The organism is Verminephrobacter eiseniae EF01-2 (genome assembly GCF_000015565.1).
GTDB classification, from domain to species: Bacteria; Pseudomonadota; Gammaproteobacteria; order Burkholderiales; family Burkholderiaceae_C; genus Acidovorax; species Acidovorax eiseniae.
In genome coordinates this window covers 5095875-5116516 of the sequence record NC_008786.1, presented here as the reverse complement: position 1 = coordinate 5116516, position 20642 = coordinate 5095875, and the positions used below count along the sequence as shown (strand labels likewise).

The 20642-nt window shown below is 65.8% G+C and carries 23 protein-coding genes; 20 read left to right on the top strand and 3 right to left on the bottom strand.

The window, feature by feature from the left end; translation table 11 throughout:
• Position 1 precedes the first annotated feature (1 nt).
• Genes VEIS_RS22375 through VEIS_RS22340 form a run of 8 tightly spaced genes read left to right on the top strand, consistent with a single transcriptional unit; the run spans position 2 to position 7451 of the window.
• On the top strand, positions 2-898 hold the full coding sequence (locus VEIS_RS22375) for a MaoC/PaaZ C-terminal domain-containing protein (protein ID WP_041950282.1): 897 nt from the start codon (positions 2-4) through the stop codon (positions 896-898).
• Positions 888-1721 (top strand): 3-oxoacid CoA-transferase subunit A, encoded by an 834-nt coding sequence (locus tag VEIS_RS30880; protein ID WP_011812303.1) that lies wholly within the window; start codon positions 888-890, stop codon positions 1719-1721. The genes VEIS_RS22375 and VEIS_RS30880 overlap by 11 nt, the downstream gene beginning before the upstream one ends.
• Positions 1718-2413: a CoA-transferase gene (locus VEIS_RS22365; protein ID WP_011812302.1), complete on the top strand. Its 696-nt coding sequence runs from the start codon at positions 1718-1720 to the stop codon at positions 2411-2413. The genes VEIS_RS30880 and VEIS_RS22365 overlap by 4 nt, the downstream gene beginning before the upstream one ends.
• On the top strand, positions 2410-3591 hold the full coding sequence (locus tag VEIS_RS22360) for an acyl-CoA dehydrogenase family protein (protein ID WP_011812301.1): 1182 nt from the start codon (positions 2410-2412) through the stop codon (positions 3589-3591). The genes VEIS_RS22365 and VEIS_RS22360 overlap by 4 nt, the downstream gene beginning before the upstream one ends.
• 1 nt (position 3592) lies before the next feature.
• On the top strand, positions 3593-4558 hold the full coding sequence (locus VEIS_RS22355) for an acyl-CoA dehydrogenase family protein (protein WP_011812300.1): 966 nt from the start codon (positions 3593-3595) through the stop codon (positions 4556-4558).
• A gap of 26 nt (positions 4559-4584) precedes the next feature.
• The gene (locus VEIS_RS22350; protein WP_011812299.1) at positions 4585-5379 is read left to right on the top strand and encodes an enoyl-CoA hydratase; all 795 of its coding nucleotides are present in this window, start codon (positions 4585-4587) and stop codon (positions 5377-5379) included.
• Between the two features lie 53 nt (positions 5380-5432).
• Positions 5433-6542, top strand: a complete 1110-nt coding sequence (locus VEIS_RS22345; RefSeq protein ID WP_049774106.1) for a CaiB/BaiF CoA transferase family protein — start codon at positions 5433-5435, stop codon at positions 6540-6542.
• A 9-nt stretch (positions 6543-6551) separates the two neighbouring features.
• The gene (locus VEIS_RS22340; protein WP_011812297.1) at positions 6552-7451 is read left to right on the top strand and encodes a LysR family transcriptional regulator; all 900 of its coding nucleotides are present in this window, start codon (positions 6552-6554) and stop codon (positions 7449-7451) included.
• Positions 7452-7755: 304 nt separating this feature from the next.
• On the opposite strand, the gene VEIS_RS29290 is transcribed toward VEIS_RS22340, so the two are convergent.
• On the bottom strand, positions 7756-8094 hold the full coding sequence (locus VEIS_RS29290) for a hypothetical protein (protein WP_011812296.1): 339 nt from the start codon (positions 8092-8094) through the stop codon (positions 7756-7758).
• Between the two features lie 38 nt (positions 8095-8132).
• The gene (locus VEIS_RS22335; protein WP_011812295.1) at positions 8133-9077 is read right to left on the bottom strand and encodes a LysR family transcriptional regulator; all 945 of its coding nucleotides are present in this window, start codon (positions 9075-9077) and stop codon (positions 8133-8135) included.
• A gap of 127 nt (positions 9078-9204) precedes the next feature.
• Between VEIS_RS22335 and VEIS_RS22330 the strand changes: the two genes are divergently transcribed.
• From VEIS_RS22330 to VEIS_RS22275, 12 genes are read left to right on the top strand one after another with little or no spacing between them, the layout of a single operon-like run.
• Positions 9205-10077 (top strand): intradiol ring-cleavage dioxygenase, encoded by an 873-nt coding sequence (locus VEIS_RS22330; protein WP_011812294.1) that lies wholly within the window; start codon positions 9205-9207, stop codon positions 10075-10077.
• A 4-nt stretch (positions 10078-10081) separates the two neighbouring features.
• Complete coding sequence (locus VEIS_RS22325) at positions 10082-10402, top strand: Dabb family protein (RefSeq protein WP_011812293.1); 321 nt, start codon at positions 10082-10084, stop codon at positions 10400-10402.
• Positions 10395-11456, top strand: a complete 1062-nt coding sequence (locus VEIS_RS22320) for a maleylacetate reductase (RefSeq protein WP_011812292.1) — start codon at positions 10395-10397, stop codon at positions 11454-11456. The genes VEIS_RS22325 and VEIS_RS22320 overlap by 8 nt, the downstream gene beginning before the upstream one ends.
• Before the next feature lie 50 nt (positions 11457-11506).
• A complete protein-coding gene (locus VEIS_RS22315; RefSeq protein WP_011812291.1) occupies positions 11507-12676 on the top strand; it encodes an ABC transporter substrate-binding protein in 1170 nt (389 codons plus the stop codon).
• 9 nt (positions 12677-12685) lie between these two features.
• On the top strand, positions 12686-13675 hold the full coding sequence (locus tag VEIS_RS22310; RefSeq protein ID WP_011812290.1) for a branched-chain amino acid ABC transporter permease: 990 nt from the start codon (positions 12686-12688) through the stop codon (positions 13673-13675).
• Positions 13612-14625: a branched-chain amino acid ABC transporter permease gene (locus VEIS_RS22305; protein WP_232287780.1), complete on the top strand. Its 1014-nt coding sequence runs from the start codon at positions 13612-13614 to the stop codon at positions 14623-14625. The genes VEIS_RS22310 and VEIS_RS22305 overlap by 64 nt, the downstream gene beginning before the upstream one ends.
• Positions 14618-15373 (top strand): ABC transporter ATP-binding protein, encoded by a 756-nt coding sequence (locus tag VEIS_RS22300; RefSeq protein ID WP_011812288.1) that lies wholly within the window; start codon positions 14618-14620, stop codon positions 15371-15373. The genes VEIS_RS22305 and VEIS_RS22300 overlap by 8 nt, the downstream gene beginning before the upstream one ends.
• Entirely contained in the window at positions 15370-16077 is a 708-nt protein-coding gene (locus VEIS_RS22295) for an ABC transporter ATP-binding protein (RefSeq protein ID WP_011812287.1), read from the top strand. The genes VEIS_RS22300 and VEIS_RS22295 overlap by 4 nt, the downstream gene beginning before the upstream one ends.
• 39 nt (positions 16078-16116) lie before the next feature.
• The gene (locus VEIS_RS22290; RefSeq protein WP_011812286.1) at positions 16117-17436 is read left to right on the top strand and encodes an aromatic ring-hydroxylating dioxygenase subunit alpha; all 1320 of its coding nucleotides are present in this window, start codon (positions 16117-16119) and stop codon (positions 17434-17436) included.
• Positions 17436-17912, top strand: coding sequence for an aromatic-ring-hydroxylating dioxygenase subunit beta (locus tag VEIS_RS22285; RefSeq protein ID WP_011812285.1), 477 nt, complete (start codon positions 17436-17438; stop codon positions 17910-17912). Before VEIS_RS22290 ends, VEIS_RS22285 begins: the two co-directional genes overlap by 1 nt.
• A 19-nt stretch (positions 17913-17931) precedes the next feature.
• A complete protein-coding gene (locus VEIS_RS22280) occupies positions 17932-19182 on the top strand; it encodes an NAD(P)/FAD-dependent oxidoreductase (protein ID WP_011812284.1) in 1251 nt (416 codons plus the stop codon).
• Positions 19183-19212: 30 nt separating this feature from the next.
• Positions 19213-19533, top strand: a complete 321-nt coding sequence (locus VEIS_RS22275; RefSeq protein WP_011812283.1) for a 2Fe-2S iron-sulfur cluster-binding protein — start codon at positions 19213-19215, stop codon at positions 19531-19533.
• 16 nt (positions 19534-19549) lie between these two features.
• Here the strand turns inward: VEIS_RS22275 and VEIS_RS22270 are convergent, their stop codons facing one another.
• Entirely contained in the window at positions 19550-20512 is a 963-nt protein-coding gene (locus VEIS_RS22270) for an IS110 family RNA-guided transposase (protein ID WP_011808318.1), read from the bottom strand.
• Between the last annotated feature and the right edge of the window lie 130 nt (positions 20513-20642).

Below are 20642 nucleotides of genomic sequence, written 5' to 3'. Positions count from 1 at the left end.
CATGCTGGACTACCACCGCCTGAAGGCCACTCGCTTCGAGGAGATCGCGCAGACCTACGACGCCGATGCCACCATCCTGTACGCATTGGGTGTGGGCGCCGGCCTGGGCGGGGAGGGGGGGCTGGGCGACGAAACGGAGTTCCTGTACGAGGAGGTCCTGCGCGCGCTGCCCACCCAAGCTTCGGTGCTGGCCTATCCGGGCTTCTGGATGCGCTCGCCCGAGCACGGCGTGGCCTGGCAGCAAGTGGTGCACGGTGAGCAACGCATGCGTTTCCCAAGCCCCCTGACGGCCGCCGGTCAAGTGCGTTGCCAGATGGCGGTCAGCCGCGTTGCCGACAAAGGCGAAGGCAAGGGCGCGATCGTCGTGACGCGGCGCATCCTGTCTGACTCCATCACGCAAATGCCCGTGGCCATCATCGAGCAGACCAATGTCTGCCGCGGTGATGGTGGCTATGCAGGGGGCGATCCGGCGTTGAGCGATGTCCTGCCCCCGCCGATCCCCAGCCCCCCGGCGCGCGAGCCCGATCGCACGGTCCGCGTACCCACCAGTGCCCAACAGGCCGCGCTATACCGCCTCAACGCCGACCGCAACCCTTTGCACATCGACCCAGCAGCGGCGCGCCGTGCCGGTTATGACCGCCCGATCCTGCATGGCGCGGCCCTCCTCGGCTTGGTGGACCGGGTGCTGCAGCACGAGCTGCAGCAGCACCCGAACCACCGCCTGGGCGAACTGGACATGCGTTTTCGTGCCCCCCTCTTCCCCGGTGAAACTGTGGCCGTGGCGCTCTGGCGCACGCCGTGCGGGGTCATCTTCCGCTGCCGTTGCGAACAGGATCAGCGAGACCTCGCCACGGGTAGCGCGTCCTGGATTCAGATGGAACACCACGATGCGCGCTAAGACCTGCCACTCGGTCACCGAGGCGCTACGCGACGTGATGTCTGGCGCGTCGATCTACGTCGGCGGTTTCGGCGGTTCGGGCATTCCAGCCCGACTGCTGCGCGGTCTGCTGGACAAGCAAGGTGTGAAAGACCTCACCCTGATCAACAACAACGCCGGCGCGGGAGACACGAGTTTTCTGGGGCTGGTGCGTGCCGGCCGTGTGGGCCGCATCGTGTGCTCCTATCCCCGCATGCCCGGCAATGAGGTGCTGCGCGAACAGGTCGAAGCCGGTCGGCTGCAAGTGGACGTGATGCCACAAGGCACCCTGGTGGAGCGCATCCGTGCGGCCGGTGCGGGTCAGGGGCCGTTTTTCACACCCACCGGATTCGGCACGCCACTGGCGCAAGGCAAGGAGACCCGCATGTACAAAGGGCGTGGCTATGTGCTCGAGGAGCCGCTCGCGGCGGATTTTGCATTCGTGCGCGCCAGCCAGGCCGATACCACCGGCAACCTGGTGTCGCGTCACCGATCATCTGTCGGTCTGCGCTGGCCATCGAAGCGCATCGCGGCGTTGCATCGCTTGCCAATACGCTCGGTATTGGCGGCGCGATGCGCCTTGCGCTGCGCTCCGATGGCTGCGCGCAGCCTACGACATCTGACCGGTGACGCGACACTAGCGTACCGGTACGCGCAGCGCAACTTCGGTCCCATCATGTGCATGGGCGCAGCCACGACCATCGTGGAAGTCGAGCAGATTGTGGCACTCGGTGCGTTGGCGCCTGATGTGATCATCACGCCCAGCCTGTTCGTCAATCGACTCCTGCAGGACGATGCCGCATGAAACGCCTGGACCGTCGACAGATGGCCAAGCAGGTGGCCCGCGACTTGCCGAAGAACGCCGTGGTTGACCTGGGCATCGGCATGCCGACGCAGGTGACCGACTACCTGGCCGCGGAGCACGGCGTGTTCCTGCACAGTGAAAACGGCATTCTCGGCATGCGCCTGCTGGGCGGCGACGAGTCGCCGGATGTCGACCTCATCGACGCCAGCAAACAGTTCATCGCCTTGACCGAAGGGGCCGCCATCTTCGATCACGCCTGTTCGTTCGCCATCATGCGCGGTGGCCGCCTGGACGTGAGCATGCTGGGCGCCTTCGAAGTGTCCGCGAGCGGCGACCTGGCCAACTGGTCGCTCGGCCCCGATGATCCGCTGCCCTCCGTGGGGGGCGCCATGGATCTTGCCATCGGCGCCCGCGCGCTGTGGGTGATGATGCAAGCGCGCACGCGCGAAGGCCGGCCGCGCCTCGTGTCGCACTGCACCCTGCCGCTGACGGGTGCCGGCGTCGTCAATCGGGTCTACACCGATATCGGTGTCTTCGATCTGCGAGACGGCCACTTCGTCCCCCGGGCGCTGGTGCCGGGCCTGGACGTGAGCGCGCTGCACGAATGGATCTCCGGACCCGTGCGCCTGGACGGCCCAGTCGCGGTGATCGATCTGCCGCGCACACCGCCTTTGAAGGAAACCTCCACATGATTCGAACATCCCATTTTCTGGACGATGCGGCCACCTGGCTGGGGGAGGCACTGACGCTGCTGCGCGCGCAGCACGCCGAAGCGGCCTCGCACACGCCGTCCTGCAGGCAGGACTGGAACCGCATGCTGTGCGACACGGACCTCGTGGCCCTGACCTGGCCGGAGGACCGGGGCGGCCGCGCCCTGCCGACTGCCACGCTCATCGCATTTCATGAGATGTGCGCTCGGCACCGCGCGCCGCAACCCATCAACAGCATCGCGCACGCCATCCTCGCGCCAACGCTGCTGATGTTCGGCACGTCCGAACAGAAGGCGCGCTTCCTGCCGGGCATCCGCAACGGTACGGAGATCTGGTGCCAGGGCTACTCCGAGCCCCGCACGGGCTCCGACCTGTCTTCGGTGCGCACGCGAGCGGCGCGCCAGTCGAATGGCCACTGGCTTCTCAATGGACACAAAATCTGGACCACCCAGGGACACTTGGCGAAATGGTGTTTCGCGCTGGTGCGGACCGATCCTGCCGGCGTGGCACACCGCGGCCTGAGCTTCATGTTGGTCGACATGCAAGCACCGGGCGTTCGCGTCGAACCGATACGGCAGCTCACTGGTGAGACCGACTACGCCGAGGTGTTCTTCGAAAACGTCGAGGTGCCTGCCAATCAGGTACTGGGCGCCGAGGGCGAAGGCTGGCGCATCGCGATGGCTGCCGCCGAGTACGAGCGTGGCGTGTACTTCCTGCCGCGCGTGGTCATGCTCGAGCAGGAGCTGGCACAGTTACAGGACGAACTCGCCGCTGCCGCCGTGCCCCCCGCCGAACGGCATGTGCTGGAGCACCGACTGCAATCCATCGTCGACCTGTGCCGCGTCGTTCGATCGCGCGTGGACAAAGTGCTCGACGCGGTGGCGGCGGGTGAAACGCCCGGCATCGAGGGCGCCATGCTCAAACTGCTCTGGAGCGAAACCCGCCAGCAGGTTCAGGAGTTCCGCTTGGAGTTGCTCGGTGAGTCGGCTCTGTTGGGCCCGGAAGCCATCGACAGCCATCCCGAATCGGCTGCCGTGGTCCGCGAGTTCCTCTGGTCCCGCGCCGAAACCATCGTGGCGGGCACATCCGAGATCCAACGCAATATCGTGGCCGAGCGCACGCTCGGACTGCCCAAAGACCGAGGTGCCCATGCAAAGTGAAATGACAACCCTTCTGTTGTCCACCTTCGGCCGGCTCGTGGGTGAACGGCATCCCATTGCCCAAGCGCGCAAGGCACTGCCCTGCGACGCACCAGCACAGCAGGCGCTGTGGAGCGAACTGGCGGATGGTGGCTGGCTCGACGCCGGCTGCCGAGACTTTCAGCAGGAGAACGGTGCCCACACACTGCTGCTGGGCGAGATCACCGGCCGCTCGCTGATGACATTGCCCTACGCCAGCACGGCCTTCCTGCTCATGCCGCTGCTGGAAGCTGATGCCCGCCTGCTGGCTGATGGGCTGGTGTCGCCACTGCGCGACTTCCCCGCCAGTGTGCGGTGCAGCTCAGTGCAACAGGACGACGGTTGGATCGAGCATTTCGGCGAGGCCGCGCAATACCTGCACCTGCTGCCTGTGGAAGACGGCGCCTGGCGCCTGGAACGCCATGCGCCGTCCACCGTGGCCGTGCTGCCGGGCATGGACCCCACCATCGGCCTGGGACGACTGGGTCAGGTGGCTGTGACCGCCGGCACGTTGACATCCCAGGTGGTGCTGCCGGTGCTCCAGCGCCACTTCGCCTTCGAACTGGCCCATCTGGTGGGCGCGGCAGGCGCATCGCTCGATATGGCGATCGCCTACGCCAAAGAGCGTGAACAGTTCGGCCGACCGATCGGCCAGTTCCAGGCCGTCAAGCACGCACTGGTTGATGCCTGGATGGGGCTAGACAACGCCCGGTATGCGCTGCGCTCACTTCTGAGCGCAACTGCGGACGGCACGCTCGCGCCGGACCTCGCCGGCACCGCGCACCGACTCGCGGTAAGCGCCGGCCGGCGGGCTTGCAAGCTCGCCATACAGGTCCATGGCGGCATCGGTTTCGCATGGGAGCACGACGCCCACCTGTATCTCAAGCGCGTCTACCACCTGGCCATCACCACGCAGCGGTCGCTGGGCCTGCTGCAAGCAGCCGCATGAGCGGCATTCACTCGGAGATCGAACACATGAACACAGCCATACCTGAGTTCCGGCACAGCCGCGTCACGCGCGACGCACGCGGCATCTACACCTTGCACATCGAGGGCATCAAGAGCCTGAACATCCTGTCCACGCCCGTGACTCTTGGCGTGACGCAGGCCTGCCGCTGGATCGCGGCGCAGCCCGACGCCAAAGCGGTAGTCCTGCGCGGCATCAACGACAAGGCCTTCGTGGGCGGCGCCAACATCTTCGAGATGGCCGAACTCGAACCGGCGAGCGCACGTGCCTTCATCTCCTGCCTGCGCGACCTTTGCGATGCCGTGCGCGAAATCCCTGTGCCCACCATTGCGCGCATCGCCGGCCTGTGTCTCGGTGCGGGTCTTGAACTGGCGGCGTCGTGCGACATCCGTCTGAGCGCACACAACGGCGTATTCGGCATGCCGGAAGTGCGCATCGGCATTCCTTCGGTGATCCATGCGGTGCTGCTGCCCGCCATCATCGGCCCAGGCCCCACCAACTGGTTGCTGTTGACTGGCGAAACTGTCAACGCCGAGCAGGCCAAGCAATGGGGCTTCCTGGAATTCACGTGCGAGCTGGACCAGCTCGACGCCCTGGTCGAGCACAGCGTCGCACCCATCGCGGCCAGCGGACCGCGTGCTGTTCGTGCACAGAAGACGCTGCTGCGCCACTGGGAAAGCGACTCGATCCCGGTCGGACTGGACCGTAGCGTGCAGATGTTCGGTGCGTCCTTCGAAACGAATGAACCCCGCGAGTTCATGGCCCCGTTTCTGGCGCGCAAGCGCGAAGGGGTTGCACCGTGAGCGCGCAGCCCACTGGCAGCGCAGGGCCGCTCACGGGGGTGCGCGTGCTCGACATGAGCACCGTCGGCATGGGGCCCTTCGCCACCCAGATCCTGGGGGACATGGGCGCCGAGGTCATCAAGGTGGAGCCCCCCGAGGGCGACGTCTTCAGGACAGCCGGCCCCTCGGTGCACACGGGCATGGGTGCCGTGTACCTCAATTTGAACCGCAACAAGCAGAGCGTGACGCTGGACGCCAAGCAAGCTGCAGACCGCGAAGAGCTCCTGAGGCTGGCTGACGGCGCCGATGTCTTTGTCTCCAACGTGCGCCCGCAGGCGCTGGCCCGCCTGGGCCTCGGTGCCGAGGCATTGCGCGCACGCAATCCCCGGCTCATCTACTGTTCGGCCGTGGGCTTTGGCCAAGACGGCCCCTACGCCGGACGGCCGGCGTTCGACGACATCATCCAGGCCATGAGCGGGCTGGCGTCGCTGCAGGGCGCCAATAGCGATGCACCGGCCTACATCAACACCATCCTGGCCGACAAAGTGGCCGGCCTGACCCTGGCGTACGCCATTCCGATGGCGCTGTACGAACGCGAGAAATCCGGCCAGGGCCAAACCCTGGAAGTGCCGATGTTCGAGACGCTGGTGGCGTTCTCGCTGGTCGAGCATATGGGCGGACACACCTTCGATCCACCGCGCGGCGGCGCTGGTTATGCGCGCGTACTCTCGCCGCACCGAAAGCCGTACCGCACGAGCGATGGTTTCATCGCCTTGCTGCCGTACACAGACGCGCAGTGGCAGCGCTTCTTCAAGCTAGCGGGATGCAACGAGCTCGCCCTCGACCCGCGCTATGCCACGGCACAGGCGCGTGCCGGCTGCTTCGACGAGCTCTATGCAGACCTGGCCAACGTGGTGACGCAGCGCACGACGCAGGCTTGGCTCGATCTGTTGGGGGACGCCGATATCCCGCATTCGCGGATACTGGGCATCCCGGAACTTCTCGACGATCCCCATCTGGCCGCCACCGGTTTCTTCAAGCGCGTGGAGCATCCCACCGAAGGAACGCTGGTGGCTACCAATGTCCCGGTTCGCTTCTCCCGCACACCCGGCTCCATCCGCAGCTTGGCGCCATCGCAGGCCCCGAACAGGGTGCAGCAACAGGAGGCTGTCGGCGAGGCTTGAACTACGCGCATGAACATCACTCTCAAGCAGCTTCGCGTCTTCTGCGCTCTGTACGAACTGCGCAGCTTCACGGCTGCGGCACGCGCTGCGTTCGTCACGCAGTCGGCTGTCAGCAAGTTGTGTGCGGAGCTTGAGAGCGAGGTCGGACAACCACTGTTCGAGCGCTCGACGCGCAGCGTCACGCCCTGCGAGGGGGCTGCTGATTTCTATACCTACGCGCAACAGATTCTGAGCACAGTGCGCGCCGCAGAACGCAGCATGTCCAGCCTGCGTTCCCTGGAACGTGGCATCGTGGGTGTGGCGGCTTCGCCCATGGTGATGTATGGCCTTTTAGGTGATCCACTGGCCAGCTACCACCGCAACTACCCTGGCATCAAGCTCGACCTCTATGAGCTGTCCACGGACGAGACCATCACCTACGTTCGCCATGGCAAGGTGGACATGGGCATCGTCTCACTTGAGGTGAAGGATGCAGAATTGGCAACGCGGCCCATCTTTCGGGACTTTATGTATGCCGTTTGCACATCTGACCATCCTCTCGCGCAAGAGGAAAAGGTGTCTTGGTCCGAGCTCGCCAAGTACGACCACATTGGGCTGCACAGTGCTTATAACGTGCGCCGCAGCATCGATCGAATCTGCGAACAGCTCCATCTCGACATTCACTTCAAGATTGAAGCAAGCATGGTGACATCGGTGCTGGGAATGGTCCGCTCGGGCCTCGGCATCACTGTCGTTCCCGGCTACATCTGCGATTTCGCTCGGCACTTGGGCCTTGTGCTCGTTGAAATTCGAGGTGCCCCAAAGTATCCGGTGGAGCTTTGGCTAGTGCAACGCACCGCCACCCGTCCATCGCTCGCAGCCTCTGCGTTGCTTGAATGCGTTGAACAGCAACTGGAGAAGCGCCAATAGTTGTACCCAACGGCGATTCGGGCGCACCTTCAGGCATGCGACGCGTGGAGGCTTCCCGAGTCTTACCGTGACCTGCTCGGTTTGATCGAGACAGTTTTTCCTGGAAGACGGCGGGTTGCAGTTCTTTGCAGAGTTCCAGTTTGAACTCCGCCGGGGTCGCGTATTGCAGGCTGCTGTGGGGACGTACCTCGTTGTAGTCGGCCCTGCAAAATTCACCCGCCCGCGCTGGTGACCCCGATGACACGCATCGAGCGATGCGCATCTGCGGATTCGAGCGCCATCGCAAGCGCTGCCAGGAGCCCGATCAGGCGCAAGTAAAGGCCCTCGAGGCCCAGACGCCGCCACCGTGCCGACGACTGCGGTCGCCGCGACGAGTGGACGCGGAGGAACCCAGACGGCCGGCGGGGCTGCGGCAACAGTCGGCACCGGACAAGGTGGATTGACGAACCGGGCGCAAGCCCGCGCACCGGATGACTGGCCCTAGTGTCGCGTCACGGATCAGATGTCGTAGGCTGCGCGCAGCCATCGGAGCGCAGCGCAAGGCGCATCGCGCAGCCAATACCGAGCGTATTGGCAAGCGATGCAACGCCGCGATGCGCTTCGATGGCCAGCGCAGACCGACAGATGATCGGTGACGCGACACTAGACGTCTTCGTCAGAGGCCCCTCTACGGCCACACGGTCACGGGGCGACCCGGTCGGCGCGACCCGCCATCATTGAAGCCCAACGCCTTTCGTAATCCTGCCGCTGGAAGTCTTCCACCAGGAAGTCGATGAAGGCGCGGGTCTTCGCCGGGACGAGGCGGCGGTGCTGATAGACGATGTTGACCGACATCGGCGGCAGCTTCCAGTCGGTCATGACCGGAATCAGGCGATCCGCCACCAGGTCGTCGTAGATCACGTACATCGGTTGCACCATGATCCCCAGCCCTTGCACGCCCGCCACGCGCAGGACCTGGCCGTCGTTGGCTTCGAGCATGGGCTTGGTTGGAATCGTCACGGCCTCGTCGCCGCGCTGGAAGGTCAGCGAGTCGGGGGCGTGGTACGTGTACAGCAGCAACCGGTGCTCCGCCAATTCCCGCGGGTGGCGGGGCGCACCGTGGCGCTCGAGGTAGGCCGGTGAGACGGCCAGCACGCGCCGCGTGGTCGCCAGGCTTCGGATCACGAGGCTCGAGTCCGGTTCGGACTCGCGCGTGCGCAGCGCCACGTCGATGTTGTTGTCGATGATGTCGTAGTAGCGATTGGCTGCGACCACTTTCACGCGGATGTTGGGGTATCGCTGCGCGAATGCCGGTAGCAGCGGCGCGATGTGCTGCATCGACAGCGACAGCGACGCGGTCACGCGCAGCACACCCACCGGGTTGGACGTGGTCGCGTTGACCGCCTCGACGGCCTCCTGCATGTCGTCCAGGGCCCTCTTGCAACAGCGGTAGAAGTCCTGGCCGACGTCCGTCACGAACAGGCGGCGCGTGCTGCGTTCGATCAGCCTCGCGCCGAGGCGGCGTTCCAGGGCCGCGAGATGGCGGCTGGCCGACGGGTTCGACAAGCCCATGGCTTCGGCCGCCTTGCTCAGGCTGCCCAGCTCCACCACCCGCACGAAGAACTCGTACTCGGTCCAGTGACTCATGGGATTCTTCCGCCCAATGAAAATGTCATTTTCATTATCGTCATATATTTCCATTCGAGTCATCCATAGCATTCGCTTCGAACCTCCTCGCATGCGCTTTTTGCAGGGGAGGCACAGGAGCCCACGAATGCGAAACCTCGACGAGACAACGATCACCCAGGCGGTGATCGCGCGCCACGCGAAAACGACGAACCGACGCCTGAAGACGGTCATGACCAGTCTGGTGCGGCATCTGCACGGCTTTGCGCGGGAGGTCGACCTGACCGAGGCCGAATGGGTGGCGGGCATCGAGTTCCTCACAGCCGTCGGCCACACCTGCAGTCCGACCCGGCAGGAGTTCATCCTGCTGTCCGACACGCTGGGCCTGTCGACCTTGGTGGCCGCTCAGAATCATCGCAAACCTGTGGGCTGCACCGAGGCCACGGTGTTCGGCCCGTTCCACGTCGAAGGCTCTCCCGAACGACCGCTGGGCGCTGATGTGGCGAACGGGGCAGAGGGCGAGCCCTGCTTTGTGCGCGGCAGCATCCGCGGCCTGGCCGGCGAGCCGGTCGCGGGGGCCGTGATCGAGGTCTGGCAGGCCGATGCCAAGGGCCTGTACGACGTGCAGTACGAGGCGTTCGACGAGCACCGCGCACGTGCCACGCTGCGCTCGGCGCCCGATGGCGGCTACCACTTCCTCGGCATCGTGGCGACGCCCTATCCGATTCCGCACGACGGGCCGGTCGGGCAGCTCCTGGACGCGCTGAACCGCCACCCGTGGCGGCCTGCACACTTGCACTTCCGCATCAGCGCGCCGGGCTATGAAACCCTCGTGACCCACGTGTTCCGCGACGGCGACCCGTACCTGGACTCGGATGCCGTGTTCGGCGTGCGTTCGTCCCTGGTGGCCGACTGGGTTCACCACGAGGGCGGGCCGGCCCCCGATGGCCGGATGCTCGACACGCCGTTCTCGACCCTGGACTTCGACTTCGTGCTGAACCCGGCGCGCAAGGAGGGCTGACCCCATGATCAAGCATGTGGTCATGTGGAAGGTCTCGGGCGACACGCCCGAGGCGCGGCGCGCCACGCGCGAGAAGGTCAAGCAGCAGTTCAAAGGCTTGCGCTCGCTGATTCCGGGTCTGCTGGCATTGGAAGTCGGCCTGGACGTAAGCGGCGTCGACTACGCCTGCGACGTGGTTCTGTACACCGAGTTCGAATCGCCGCAAGCACTCGCGGCCTATGCCGAGCACCCCGAGCATCTGCGCGTCAGGCGCGAACTCGAGGGCCTGCGGGTGGCGCGCTATCAGGTCGACTACGTGCCTGGCGAGGTCTCGAACCATGCGTGACTTCGTCTACAACGCATCGCCCGCGCGGGTGGTGTTTGCTCCGGGCAGTCGCGCACGTCTTACGGACGAAGTAGCGGCGTTGGGAATCGAACGCGCGCTGGTGCTGTGCACCCCGAATCAATCGGCTCTGGCCGAGGCGGCCGCGGCCCTGCTGGGTGAGCGCTGCGTGGGTGTGTTCGATGGTGCGCGCATGCATGTCCCCGTCGAGGTGGCGCACAAGGCGTGCGCGTACGCCACATCACTCGGCGCCGATGGTGTCGTGGCGCTCGGCGGTGGCTCCACCATCGGCCTGGCCAAGGCAATCGCGCTCGACATGGGCCTGCCGATCGTTGCCATGCCGACCACCTACGCCGGCTCGGAAATGACGCCCATCTACGGATTGACCGAAGGCGGCGCAAAGAGAACCGGGCACGACGCGCGCGTGCTGCCGCGCACCGTGGTGTACGACCCCGAGCTGACGCTGGCGCTGCCGGTGGCGTTGTCGATCGCCAGCGGCCTGAACGCGATCGCGCATGCCGCAGAAGGGCTGTATGCGCACGACGGCAACCCCGTGCTCGACCTGATGGCCGAGGAGGGCATCCGCGCCCTGGCCGATGGCCTGCCGCGTGTGGCTGTAGCACCGCACGATCTCGCGGCGCGCAGCGACTGCCTGTATGGCGCTTGGCTGTGCGGCACCGTGCTGGGCCAGGCGGGCATGGCGCTGCATCACAAGCTGTGCCACGTGCTCGGCGGCAGCCTGGACCTGCCCCATGCGCAGACCCATGCCGTGATGCTGCCGCACACCCTGGCTTACAACGCCCCGGCCGTGCCCGAGGCCATGCGCCGCATCGCGCGCGCGCTGGGTCGGCCCGAGGCCGGCAGGGGCCTGCATGAACTCGCCAAGGAACTCGGTGCGCCCACTGCGTTGCGCGACCTGGGTGTGACCGTCGACGCCCTCGATCGCGTGGCCGACCTGGCGCTCACCAACCCGTACGCGAACCCGCGCCCGCTGCACCGCCAAGCCATTGTCGGACTGCTGGCGCGTGCCTGGGCCGGCGCACCGCCCGAACCCTGAGCTCCTGCGATCGAGCGATGCAAGCACAAGATTTCTAAAGGAGATCGGCGATGAAACGAATCACCCGTTGGGGCCTTTCACTCATGGCGTGCACCGGCATGGCCGCGGCCGGCGCCGCAGAACTTCGCATCGGCGTCATGACGACGCTCAGCGGTGCCCAGGCCGTGCCAGGCGTCGACATGCGGGACGGCATCGAGCTGGCCGTCAAGCAGCTCTCGGGCAAGGTCGGCGGGCAGCCGACCCGGCTGATCGTGGCTGACGACCAGTTCAATCCCGGCGCTGCCAAGCAGATCGCCGAGCGGCTGGTCAAGAAGGACAAGGTGCAGGTGCTCACGGGCATCATCTACTCGAACATCCTGCTTGCAGCCGCACCTGTCGCGCTCGAGAACGGCAACGTTTATCTCAGTTCGAATGCGGGGCCGTCGCAGTATGCGGGCGCGCAATGCGACAGCGGTTTCTTCAGCGTGAGCTGGCAGAACGATGCGGTGCACGAGGCCGCCGGAAAATATGCGCAGGACAAGGAGTTCAAGCGCGTGATGCTGGTCGCGCCCAACTATCCGGCCGGGCGCGATGCCACCACGGGCTTCAAGCGGTTCTTCAAGGGCGAGGTGGTCGAAGAGCTCTACCCCAAGCTGGGCCAGCTCGACTTCGCGGTGGAAATCGCGCGCCTGCGCGAACAGAGAGCCGATGCCGTGTACTTCTTCCTGCCCGGCGGCATGGGGATCAACTTCATCAAGCAGTACCGCGCCGCAGGCATCCCGGACAAGACCCGCCTGTTGACGAGCCAGTTCTCCGCCGACCAGGACACTTTCGCTGCGAGTGGCGATGCCATGCTCGGCATCTACAACACCGGCCACTGGTCGACCGACACCGATACCGTGCCCAGCCGCGAGTTCGTGGCCGGCTTCGAGAAGGCCTACGGTCGCTTGCCGAGCTTCTACGCCTCCCAAGGCTACGACGCGATCATGATGATCGACGCTGCGGTGCGCGCGGCCGGAGGCAACGCCGACGATCCCAAGGCGCTGCGCAAGGCCTTGTCCGAGAGCAGGTTCAAGTCGGTCCGCGGCAAATTCAGCCTCGGCCCCAATCGCTTCCCGGTGCAGGACTTCTTTGTCCGTGTCGTCTCGCGCGACCCCAAGGGGCGCCTCTACAACAAGACCGAGTCGCTCGTCCTGGGCGAGCATACCGACGCCTATGGCGCGGCCTGCAAGCACAAGTGAGCCAAGCCCATGCTGGGGATCGAACAACTCCTCAACGGGTTGCAGTACAGCTTCATGCTGTTCCTCTTCGCCGCCGGCCTGACCCTGGTGTTCGGGATCATGAATCTGGTCAACCTTGCGCACGGCTCGCTGTACATGCTGGGAGCCTATTTCGCTGCAGCACTGACGACGTTCAGCGGGTCCTACGTCGTGGGCCTCATCGGTGCGCTGCTGCTCATGGGACTGTTCGGCGCGGTGCTCGAGATCGTGCTGATCCGGCGGCTGTACCGGCAGGATCACCTGACGCAGGTGTTGGCCACCTTCGCGCTGATCCTGATCTTCAACGAGTCCGTTCGCATCGTGTGGGGTGTGCAACCGCTGCCCTACGACATGCCGGCCGCGTTGTCGGGCTCGGTGCCCATCGTCGGCGATCTGCGCTACTCGGCGTACCGGCTCGCACTCATCGTCGCAGGCGTTGTAGTGGCGCTGCTGCTGTACTGGATGGTCGCGCGCACCCGGGTCGGCATGTGGGTGCGGGCCGGTGCCTCCAACCGCGAGATGGTGCAGATGATGGGCGTGAACGTGCGGTGGCTGTTCACCGCCATCTTCGCGCTCGGCGCGGCCTTGTCCGGACTGGCGGGCGCCGCGCTGGCGCCGTTGATGTCGGTGCAGGTCGGAATGGGTGAGGAAGTGCTGATCCTTGCCTTCGTGGTCGTGGTCGTGGGCGGCGTCGGCTCGGTTCGCGGTGCGTTCATCGCCGCGTTGCTGGTCGGCATGGTCGACTCGCTGGGCCGGGCCTGGTTGCCCGGCCTTCTGGGCGCGGTGCTCCCGTCGCGGCTCGTCTCCGATCTCGGGCCTGCGCTGGCATCGATGTCGGTGTACCTGCTGATGATCGTCGTGCTCGCGGTCCGGCCGATGGGCCTGTTCTCGCCCGGCGCGACGAGCCTGTTACCGAAGTGGCGGCGCATGCGTCCCTCGCCCGTGCTCGCACGCAGCACCGCACCGGGGGGTGCGTCGTGATGAAGCGCGGAGCCATTGCAAGCTTCCTGGTGGGGCTCGGCCTTGCTGCATTGCCTGTGTTGCTCGCAGCAGCGGGGCAGGAGTTCTACCTGGGCCTGCTGACGCGCGTCCTGATCTACGCGCTGGCTGCCACCAGCCTGAACCTGCTGCTCGGCTACGGCGGCATGGTCAGCTTCGGCCACGCGGCCTTCCTCGGCATCGGTGGCTATGTGGTGGCGATCGCCGCGCAGCACGGCGTGGGCAGCGCATGGGTGGCGTGGCCCCTCGCGCTGGCGATCGTCGCGCTGCTGGGTGCCGTCATGGGGGCCATCAGCTTGCGCACCCGGGGCGTTCACTTCCTGATGATCACGCTGGCGCTGGCACAGATGTTCTATTACGTCTTCGTCTCGCTGCGCAGCTACGGCGGCGACGACGGCCTGTCGATGGCCCGGCGCTCCAGCTTCGGCTGGGAAGCCTGGTGGCCGACCGGCGGCGACATGGGCTTCTATTACCTCGCTCTGGTGCTGCTCGCTCTCGCGTTGTTGGTGCTGCACCGGTTGATTCCGTCGCGCTTCGGCAGCGTCCTGATCGGTGTGCGCGAAAACGAAACCCGCATGAGCACCATCGGGTTTCCGGTCTACCGCTACAAGCTCGTGGCCTTCGTGATCGCTGCGGTGCTGTGCGGCCTGGCGGGCGTGCTCAACGTTGAGCTCAATCGTTTCATCAGTCCGTCGGTGATGCACTGGTCGCAATCGGGCATGTTGATGGTCATGGTGATCATCGGGGGACTCGGCCGCCCGTGGGCCGGTGTGGTCGGCGCCGCCGTTTTCCTCGGTCTGGAGGAGGTGCTGTCTCACTACACCGAACGCTGGCAGTTGCCGCTGGGCATCCTGCTGCTCGCACTGGTGCTCGCCCGCGTGGCCGGTTGGAACTTGCCCGGCAGCGCGCGCAAGGAGGCGCAGCATGTCTGAGCCGCTGCTGGAAATCCAAGGGCTGCGCAAGCAGTTCGGTGCGCTGCGCGTGACCGACGACCTGCACCTGCAGGTGCGGCGCGACGAGGTGCATGCCCTGATCGGGCCGAACGGCGCCGGCAAGACCACGCTGATCCACCAGATCGCCGGCACGCTGGCGTCCGATGCCGGAACGATCACGCTGGACACGCACGACGTGACGGCCCTGCCGGCCAGCGCGCGCGTGCAGCGCGGCATTGCCCGCTCGTACCAGATCACCAACGTGTTCCGCCGCCTGAGTGTGTTGGACAACGTGGCGCTCGCCGTGCAGGCGCGGCGCGGGCACAGCTTTTCGTTCTGGCGTCCGGTCGTGCGCGACACCGCGCTGCGCGACGAAGCCGCGGCCGTGTTGGACCGGCTGGGGTTGGCCGAACACGCACTGCGTTCTGCGCAGAGCCTGTCTTACGGCGACCAGCGCTTGCTGGAAGTCGGCATTGCGTTGGCCACCGCGCCGCGCATGTTGCTGCTCGACGAGCCGATGGCCGGTATGGGCCCGCAGGAATCGAGCCGCATGGTCGAGATGGTCGAACGCCTGCGCGGGCACGTCGCCGTGCTGCTCGTCGAGCACGACATGGATGCCGTGTTCCGCCTGGCCGACCGCATCTCCGTGCTCGTCTACGGCAGCGTCATTGCCACAGGCACACCGCAGGAGATCCGCTGCAACCCGGATGTCGTGCAAGCTTATCTGGGCGGGGAGGACATCCGATGACTGCACTGCTGGACATCATCGACATCGACACCGCGTACGGACAAAGCCAGGTGCTGTCCGAGGTTTGCCTGCAGATCCAGGCGGGCTGCGCGCACGCCTTGCTCGGCAGAAACGGCATGGGCAAGACCACGCTCGTGCGCTCGGTCATGGGGCTGACGCCGCCCCGGCGCGGCGAGATCCGCTTCCTCGGCCAGCGCATCGACGGCTTGTCGACGAGCGAGATCGCGCGGCTGGGCATTGCGGTCGTGCCCGAGGGGCGGCAGATCTTTCCGAACCTGAGCGTGCGCGAGAACCTCACGGCGTTTGCCGCCACCCGATCGGGCGCCGGCCACTGGACGCTCGATCGCGTGCTGGCAATGTTTCCGCGCCTGGCTGAGCGGGCCGCCAACATGGGCAACCAGCTCTCCGGCGGCGAGCAGCAGATGTTGGCCATCGGCCGCGCGCTGATGACCAACCCGCGTCTGTTGATCCTTGACGAAGCCACAGAGGGACTCGCGCCCCTGGTGCGCGCCGAGATCTGGCGCAGCCTCGCACTGTTGCGCGAGACGGGGCTCAGCATTCTGGTGATCGACAAGTACGTCGAGCGACTCATCGAGCTCGTTGATCGCCACACCATTCTCGAACGCGGCCGTGTCGCCTGGGAAGGCGATTCAGGTGCGCTGGCGCAAGACCGCGCGCTCTGGCACCGCTATCTCGGTGTCTGAGCACCGACTGAATCAATCAAAGGAAAGGAAAGGCAAGGCATGACAAGCAACACTCCGGCATCGACGCCGCCGACCGTCGAACGGCCCATCACATGGCCCACCGTGGACTTCTCGCGTGTGCCCTACGACGTGTTCACCGACCCGCAGATCTACCGCCAGGAAATGGACAAGCTCTTTCGCGGCGAGGTCTGGAACTACCTCGGCATGGAGTGTGAGATTCCGGCCTGGGGTGACTACCAGACCACCTGGATCGGCGACACCCAGATCGTGGTCACGCGCGCCAAGGACGGCTCCGTCAATGCGTTCGAGAACAGCTGCGCGCACCGTGGCGCGCGCATCGTCGACAAGCTGCGCGGCAACGCCAAGCGCCACACCTGCCCCTACCACCTGTGGACCTACAACCTCGCGGGCGACCTCACCGGTGTGCCGCTGGAAAAAGGTCACAACGGCAAGGGCGGCATGCCGCCGTGCTTCGAAAAGAAGGACCACGGCCTGCGCACGCTGCGCGTGGCCACGCGCGGCGGACTGATCTTCGGCACCTACTGCGACACGACCGAACCCCTCGAGGATTACCTCGGCCCGCACAGCGTGGCGCAGATCGATCGCCTGCTCGTCCAACGCAAGCCCAAGGTCATCGGCTATCTGCGACAGAAAATTCCGGGCAACTGGAAGCTCTACAACGAGAACGTGCGGGACCCGTACCACGCCTCGCTGCTGCATCTGTTCCAGGTGTCGTTCGGCATCCAGACGCCGGCCATGCAGGGCGGCATCAAGCTCGACAAGGACGGCAAGAACACCTGGAACCATTCGATCATGGGGGCCAACGACAACGCGAACCTGGGCCAGCTCTCGGATGCCTACGCGGATACCGGCAAGCTCATGCCCGATCTGGAGATGCACGACCCGTCGTTGCTGCAGGTCCCGCTCGATTTGGGCGACGGCTATAAGACAACGCTCCTGTCGATGTTCCCGACCCTGATCGTGGCGCAGGTGGGCAACACCTACGCCGTGCGCCACCTGCGCCCCAAGGGACCGGATGCGGTCGAGCTGCACATCGCTTACCTGGGTTTCGAGGGCGACACGCCGGAGCAACTGCATAACCGCCTGCTCGCGGTCAACCTCATCGGGCCCGCCGGCTACATCTCGATGGAAGACGGCGAGGCGCTGCGCCTCGTGCAGGAAGGCGTCAAGGCCCGCCGCGGCGACCACTCGGTGCTCGAGATGGGCGGCATCGGCAAGCCGCACGACACCGACTACCTGTCGCAGGAGATTTCGATCCGCGGCTTCTGGCAGCACTACCACCGCATGATGGGCTTCGCCCCGGCGGGTACCCCGAATCGCGAAGAGGAGTCCGTCTGATGGCCCCGTCACTTCAACAGCGCGTCGAGCGCTTCAACTTCGATTACGCGGATGCCCTGAACCAGCGCCGTTTCGCCGAGTGGCCCGAGTCGTTCGCGGCCGATGCCTGCGACTACCGCGTGGTCTCTCGCGAGAACCATGACGCCGGCCTGCCGGCCCCGTTGATGGGCTGCTACACGCCGGGCATGGTGAAGGATCGCGTGTCCATGCTCATAAAGGAGACGCTCACGTACCGGCAGATGTACCTGCGGCACTACATCACCAACGTGCGCGTCCACGAGGAGGCCGACGGCACCATTGCCGCCAGCGCCAACCTGCTGGTCATGCAGAGTGACCTGGAAGGCAATTCGTCCATCTACATCGTCGGCTGCTACGACGACACGATGCTCGAGATCGACGGGCAGCTCAAGCTGCGCAAGCGGCTGGTGATCGTCGATTCGTTCAGCATCGACAACATGCTGGCCGTGCCGCTGTGAGCGAAGGGACGCCACAGCCATGAACACTGATTCCTGCATCGTCATCGTGGGTGCGGGCCTGGCGGGTGCCGAGGCCGCCTTCGCGTTGCGCGATGGCGGCCATGAGGGACGCATCGTGATGATCGGTCGCGAGGCCTGGCCACCGTATGAGCGCCCGCCGCTGTCCAAGTCCTTCCTCCAGGGCGACCTGGCGCGCGACAGGCTCTGGCTTCGCCCCGCCAAGTCGTACACCGAGCAGCACATCGAACTGCAGTTGGGCACTGAGGTCACGGCCATCGAACGCGCACGACGCTGCGTGCGCCTGGACACCGGCGAAGTACTGGGCTACGACAAGCTGCTTCTGGCCACCGGCGGTGAGGCACGCCGGCTGACGATGCCCGGTGCCGAGCTCGACGGCGTGTGCGAGCTCAAGTCGCTCGATGATGCCGTCTGCCTGCGAGGCCGACTTGTGGAAGGGCGATCGGTCGTCATCATCGGCGGAGGCTATGTCGGCATGGAGTTCGCGGCCACGGCCTGCAGGGCCGGTTGCGAGGTCACCGTGCTGGAGAGCCAGGCCCTGGTGCTGTCGCGCTCGCTCCCTGCGGTGATCGCCCGCTACCTGCAAGGCGAGCATGACAAGCGTGGCGTGCGCGTGCTGACGCAATCGAGCGTGGCGCGTATCGAGGGGGACGAGCGCGTCACCGCAGTGGTCCTCGCCGATGGCACGCGGCTCCCTGCCGATGTCGTGCTCGTGAGCATCGGCAACCAGGCCAGCGACGCGCTGGCACGGGGCAACGGCCTGCCGGTCGATCGCGGCATCGTGGTCGATCGCGAGGGCCGCACCACCGACCCCCATGTGTTCGCCGCCGGCGACTGCACGGTCAGTCGCCATGAAGGCTTCGACGCACCTGTGCGGCTGGAGTCGGTACAGAGCGCCACCTTGCAAGCCAGACGGGCTGCGGCGGCGATGCTGGGCCAGCCCGCGGTGAGCGATGAAGTGCCGTGGTTCTGGTCGGACCAGTTCGACATCAAGCTGCAGATGGCGGGGCTGCCCTTGCCAGGCGACACCGAGCTGCTGCGCGGTGACCCGCACGGCGGGCGTTTCAGTGTCGTCCACCAGAACGCTGACCGCATCACGGCGATTCAATGCGTCAACGCATCGGGCGACTTCGCTGCGGCCAAAAAAATGATCGCGCAACGGCGCAGCTTCGCGCCCGCGCTGCTGTGCGACCCGTCGGTCAGCTTGCGCGACATCCGTCTGGGTCGCTCGACGGACGAACCGACCCCGTAAATCGTGCCCGCATTTTTTCGAGAAAACCCCATGGTCGATATCGCCATCGAAGTCACGGACCGCAAAGGTCGCATCAGCCAGCTTGCAGGCACCGAGGGCCTGACACTCATGGACGCCCTCAAGAGCCAGGGGCTTCCCGTGGCCGCCACATGCGGCGGCGCGAAATCGTGCGCCACCTGCCACGTGTACATCGGCGAAGGTTCGCCGCCGCTCGATCTGCCCGATGAAGACGAAGTCGATCTGCTGTCGGAGTCGGACCACTACCGGGAGGGCGTGTCGCGCCTGAGCTGCCAGATCGTCCTGGTGCCGACGCTGGGCGGGCTGCACGTTGAACTGGCCCCTCAGGACTGAGTAACCGTCTTCCGAGTCAAGTGCCGTGCAGCGATTTATCCCAAGGTTTGCCGGTTCTGACCATGGCGTTGAGCGTGGTCAGGAGTTTGCGCATGCACGCCACCAGAGCGACCTTGGGCAGCTTGCCGGCAGCCTTGAGGCGTTCGTAGAAGGCCTTGATGGCCGGGTTGTAGCGAGTGGCAGTCAGCGTTGCCATGTACAGCACACGCCGGACCTCGAAGCGTCCTCCTTGCACCCGTCGTCGGCCCTTGCTGCTGCCGGAATCGTTGGCCATGGGCGCCACGCCTACCAGGGCTGCGATCTCGCGCCGGTTGAGCCGGCCCAGTTCGGGCAACTCGGCAATCATCGTGGCGCTGGCCACCGGACCAACGCCTGCGGCCGACTGCAGCAGCCGGTCCAGATCGCCGAAGTGCTCCCGCACATGGCCCACCATCTGCGTCTCCAGCTCATTGAGCTGTGCCTTGATGGCAGCCACGATGGCCTCGATGCTTGGGTGCAGCTTCGCGGGGGTGATCTGCAGGCGCTGGCGTTCGGAATGAAGCATGGTCAGCAGCTGGCGCCTGCGTGTGACCAGCGCAGCCAGCCACTGCTGGCACTCGTCGGTCAGGGGGCGCAGGAAGCGGCTCAGGTCTTCGCGGCGCAGCAGCACCGCGGCCAGCTCCGCGAGCATGCGTGCATCGACCGCGTCGGTCTTGGCCAGCCGGCCCATGGACTTGGCGAAGTCGCGCGCCTGGCGCGGATTGAGCACCGCCACGGGCAGGCCTGCGGCCTGCAGGGCACACGCCAGCGCCACCTCGTAGCCACCGGTGGCCTCCATTACCACCAGGCCCACATCCAGGGGCTGCAAAAGCGCTGCAAGGGCCGAGTGGCCTTCAGCATCGTTGGTAAACCGCTGGGCCCCGCTCTTGGGCTCCAGCACACAGACATCGATGTGCGCCTTGGCTACGTCGATGCCCACCGTCATTGAGGTAACAGACATGATCTTCAGATCCCTTGCTTGTGCATGCGCGCTCAAGCTTGGCGCGCGTAACCGTTCGGGCTTCACGAAGACCAGCGCGGCGGCCGTGCGTTCTGTACTCAGTCACGGGCTCCATCACCCCAGCCGCTAC

Bases quoted from the DNA above. Each gene is read 5' to 3' on its own strand.
- VEIS_RS22375 (WP_041950282.1), top strand. From the start codon at position 2: ATGCTGGACTACCACCGCCTGAAGGCCACTCGCTTCGAGGAGATCGCG.
- VEIS_RS30880 (WP_011812303.1), top strand. From the start codon at position 888: ATGCGCGCTAAGACCTGCCACTCGGTCACCGAGGCGCTACGCGACGTG.
- VEIS_RS22365 (WP_011812302.1), top strand. From the start codon at position 1,718: ATGAAACGCCTGGACCGTCGACAGATGGCCAAGCAGGTGGCCCGCGAC.
- VEIS_RS22360 (WP_011812301.1), top strand. From the start codon at position 2,410: ATGATTCGAACATCCCATTTTCTGGACGATGCGGCCACCTGGCTGGGG.
- VEIS_RS22355 (WP_011812300.1), top strand. From the start codon at position 3,593: ATGACAACCCTTCTGTTGTCCACCTTCGGCCGGCTCGTGGGTGAACGG.
- VEIS_RS22350 (WP_011812299.1), top strand. From the start codon at position 4,585: ATGAACACAGCCATACCTGAGTTCCGGCACAGCCGCGTCACGCGCGAC.
- VEIS_RS22345 (WP_049774106.1), top strand. From the start codon at position 5,433: ATGAGCACCGTCGGCATGGGGCCCTTCGCCACCCAGATCCTGGGGGAC.
- VEIS_RS22340 (WP_011812297.1), top strand. From the start codon at position 6,552: ATGAACATCACTCTCAAGCAGCTTCGCGTCTTCTGCGCTCTGTACGAA.
- VEIS_RS22335 (WP_011812295.1), bottom strand. From the start codon at position 9,077: ATGAGTCACTGGACCGAGTACGAGTTCTTCGTGCGGGTGGTGGAGCTG.
- VEIS_RS22330 (WP_011812294.1), top strand. From the start codon at position 9,205: ATGCGAAACCTCGACGAGACAACGATCACCCAGGCGGTGATCGCGCGC.
- VEIS_RS22325 (WP_011812293.1), top strand. From the start codon at position 10,082: ATGATCAAGCATGTGGTCATGTGGAAGGTCTCGGGCGACACGCCCGAG.
- VEIS_RS22320 (WP_011812292.1), top strand. From the start codon at position 10,395: ATGCGTGACTTCGTCTACAACGCATCGCCCGCGCGGGTGGTGTTTGCT.
- VEIS_RS22315 (WP_011812291.1), top strand. From the start codon at position 11,507: ATGAAACGAATCACCCGTTGGGGCCTTTCACTCATGGCGTGCACCGGC.
- VEIS_RS22310 (WP_011812290.1), top strand. From the start codon at position 12,686: ATGCTGGGGATCGAACAACTCCTCAACGGGTTGCAGTACAGCTTCATG.
- VEIS_RS22300 (WP_011812288.1), top strand. From the start codon at position 14,618: ATGTCTGAGCCGCTGCTGGAAATCCAAGGGCTGCGCAAGCAGTTCGGT.
- VEIS_RS22295 (WP_011812287.1), top strand. From the start codon at position 15,370: ATGACTGCACTGCTGGACATCATCGACATCGACACCGCGTACGGACAA.
- VEIS_RS22290 (WP_011812286.1), top strand. From the start codon at position 16,117: ATGACAAGCAACACTCCGGCATCGACGCCGCCGACCGTCGAACGGCCC.
- VEIS_RS22285 (WP_011812285.1), top strand. From the start codon at position 17,436: ATGGCCCCGTCACTTCAACAGCGCGTCGAGCGCTTCAACTTCGATTAC.
- VEIS_RS22280 (WP_011812284.1), top strand. From the start codon at position 17,932: ATGAACACTGATTCCTGCATCGTCATCGTGGGTGCGGGCCTGGCGGGT.
- VEIS_RS22275 (WP_011812283.1), top strand. From the start codon at position 19,213: ATGGTCGATATCGCCATCGAAGTCACGGACCGCAAAGGTCGCATCAGC.
- VEIS_RS22270 (WP_011808318.1), bottom strand. From the start codon at position 20,512: ATGTCTGTTACCTCAATGACGGTGGGCATCGACGTAGCCAAGGCGCAC.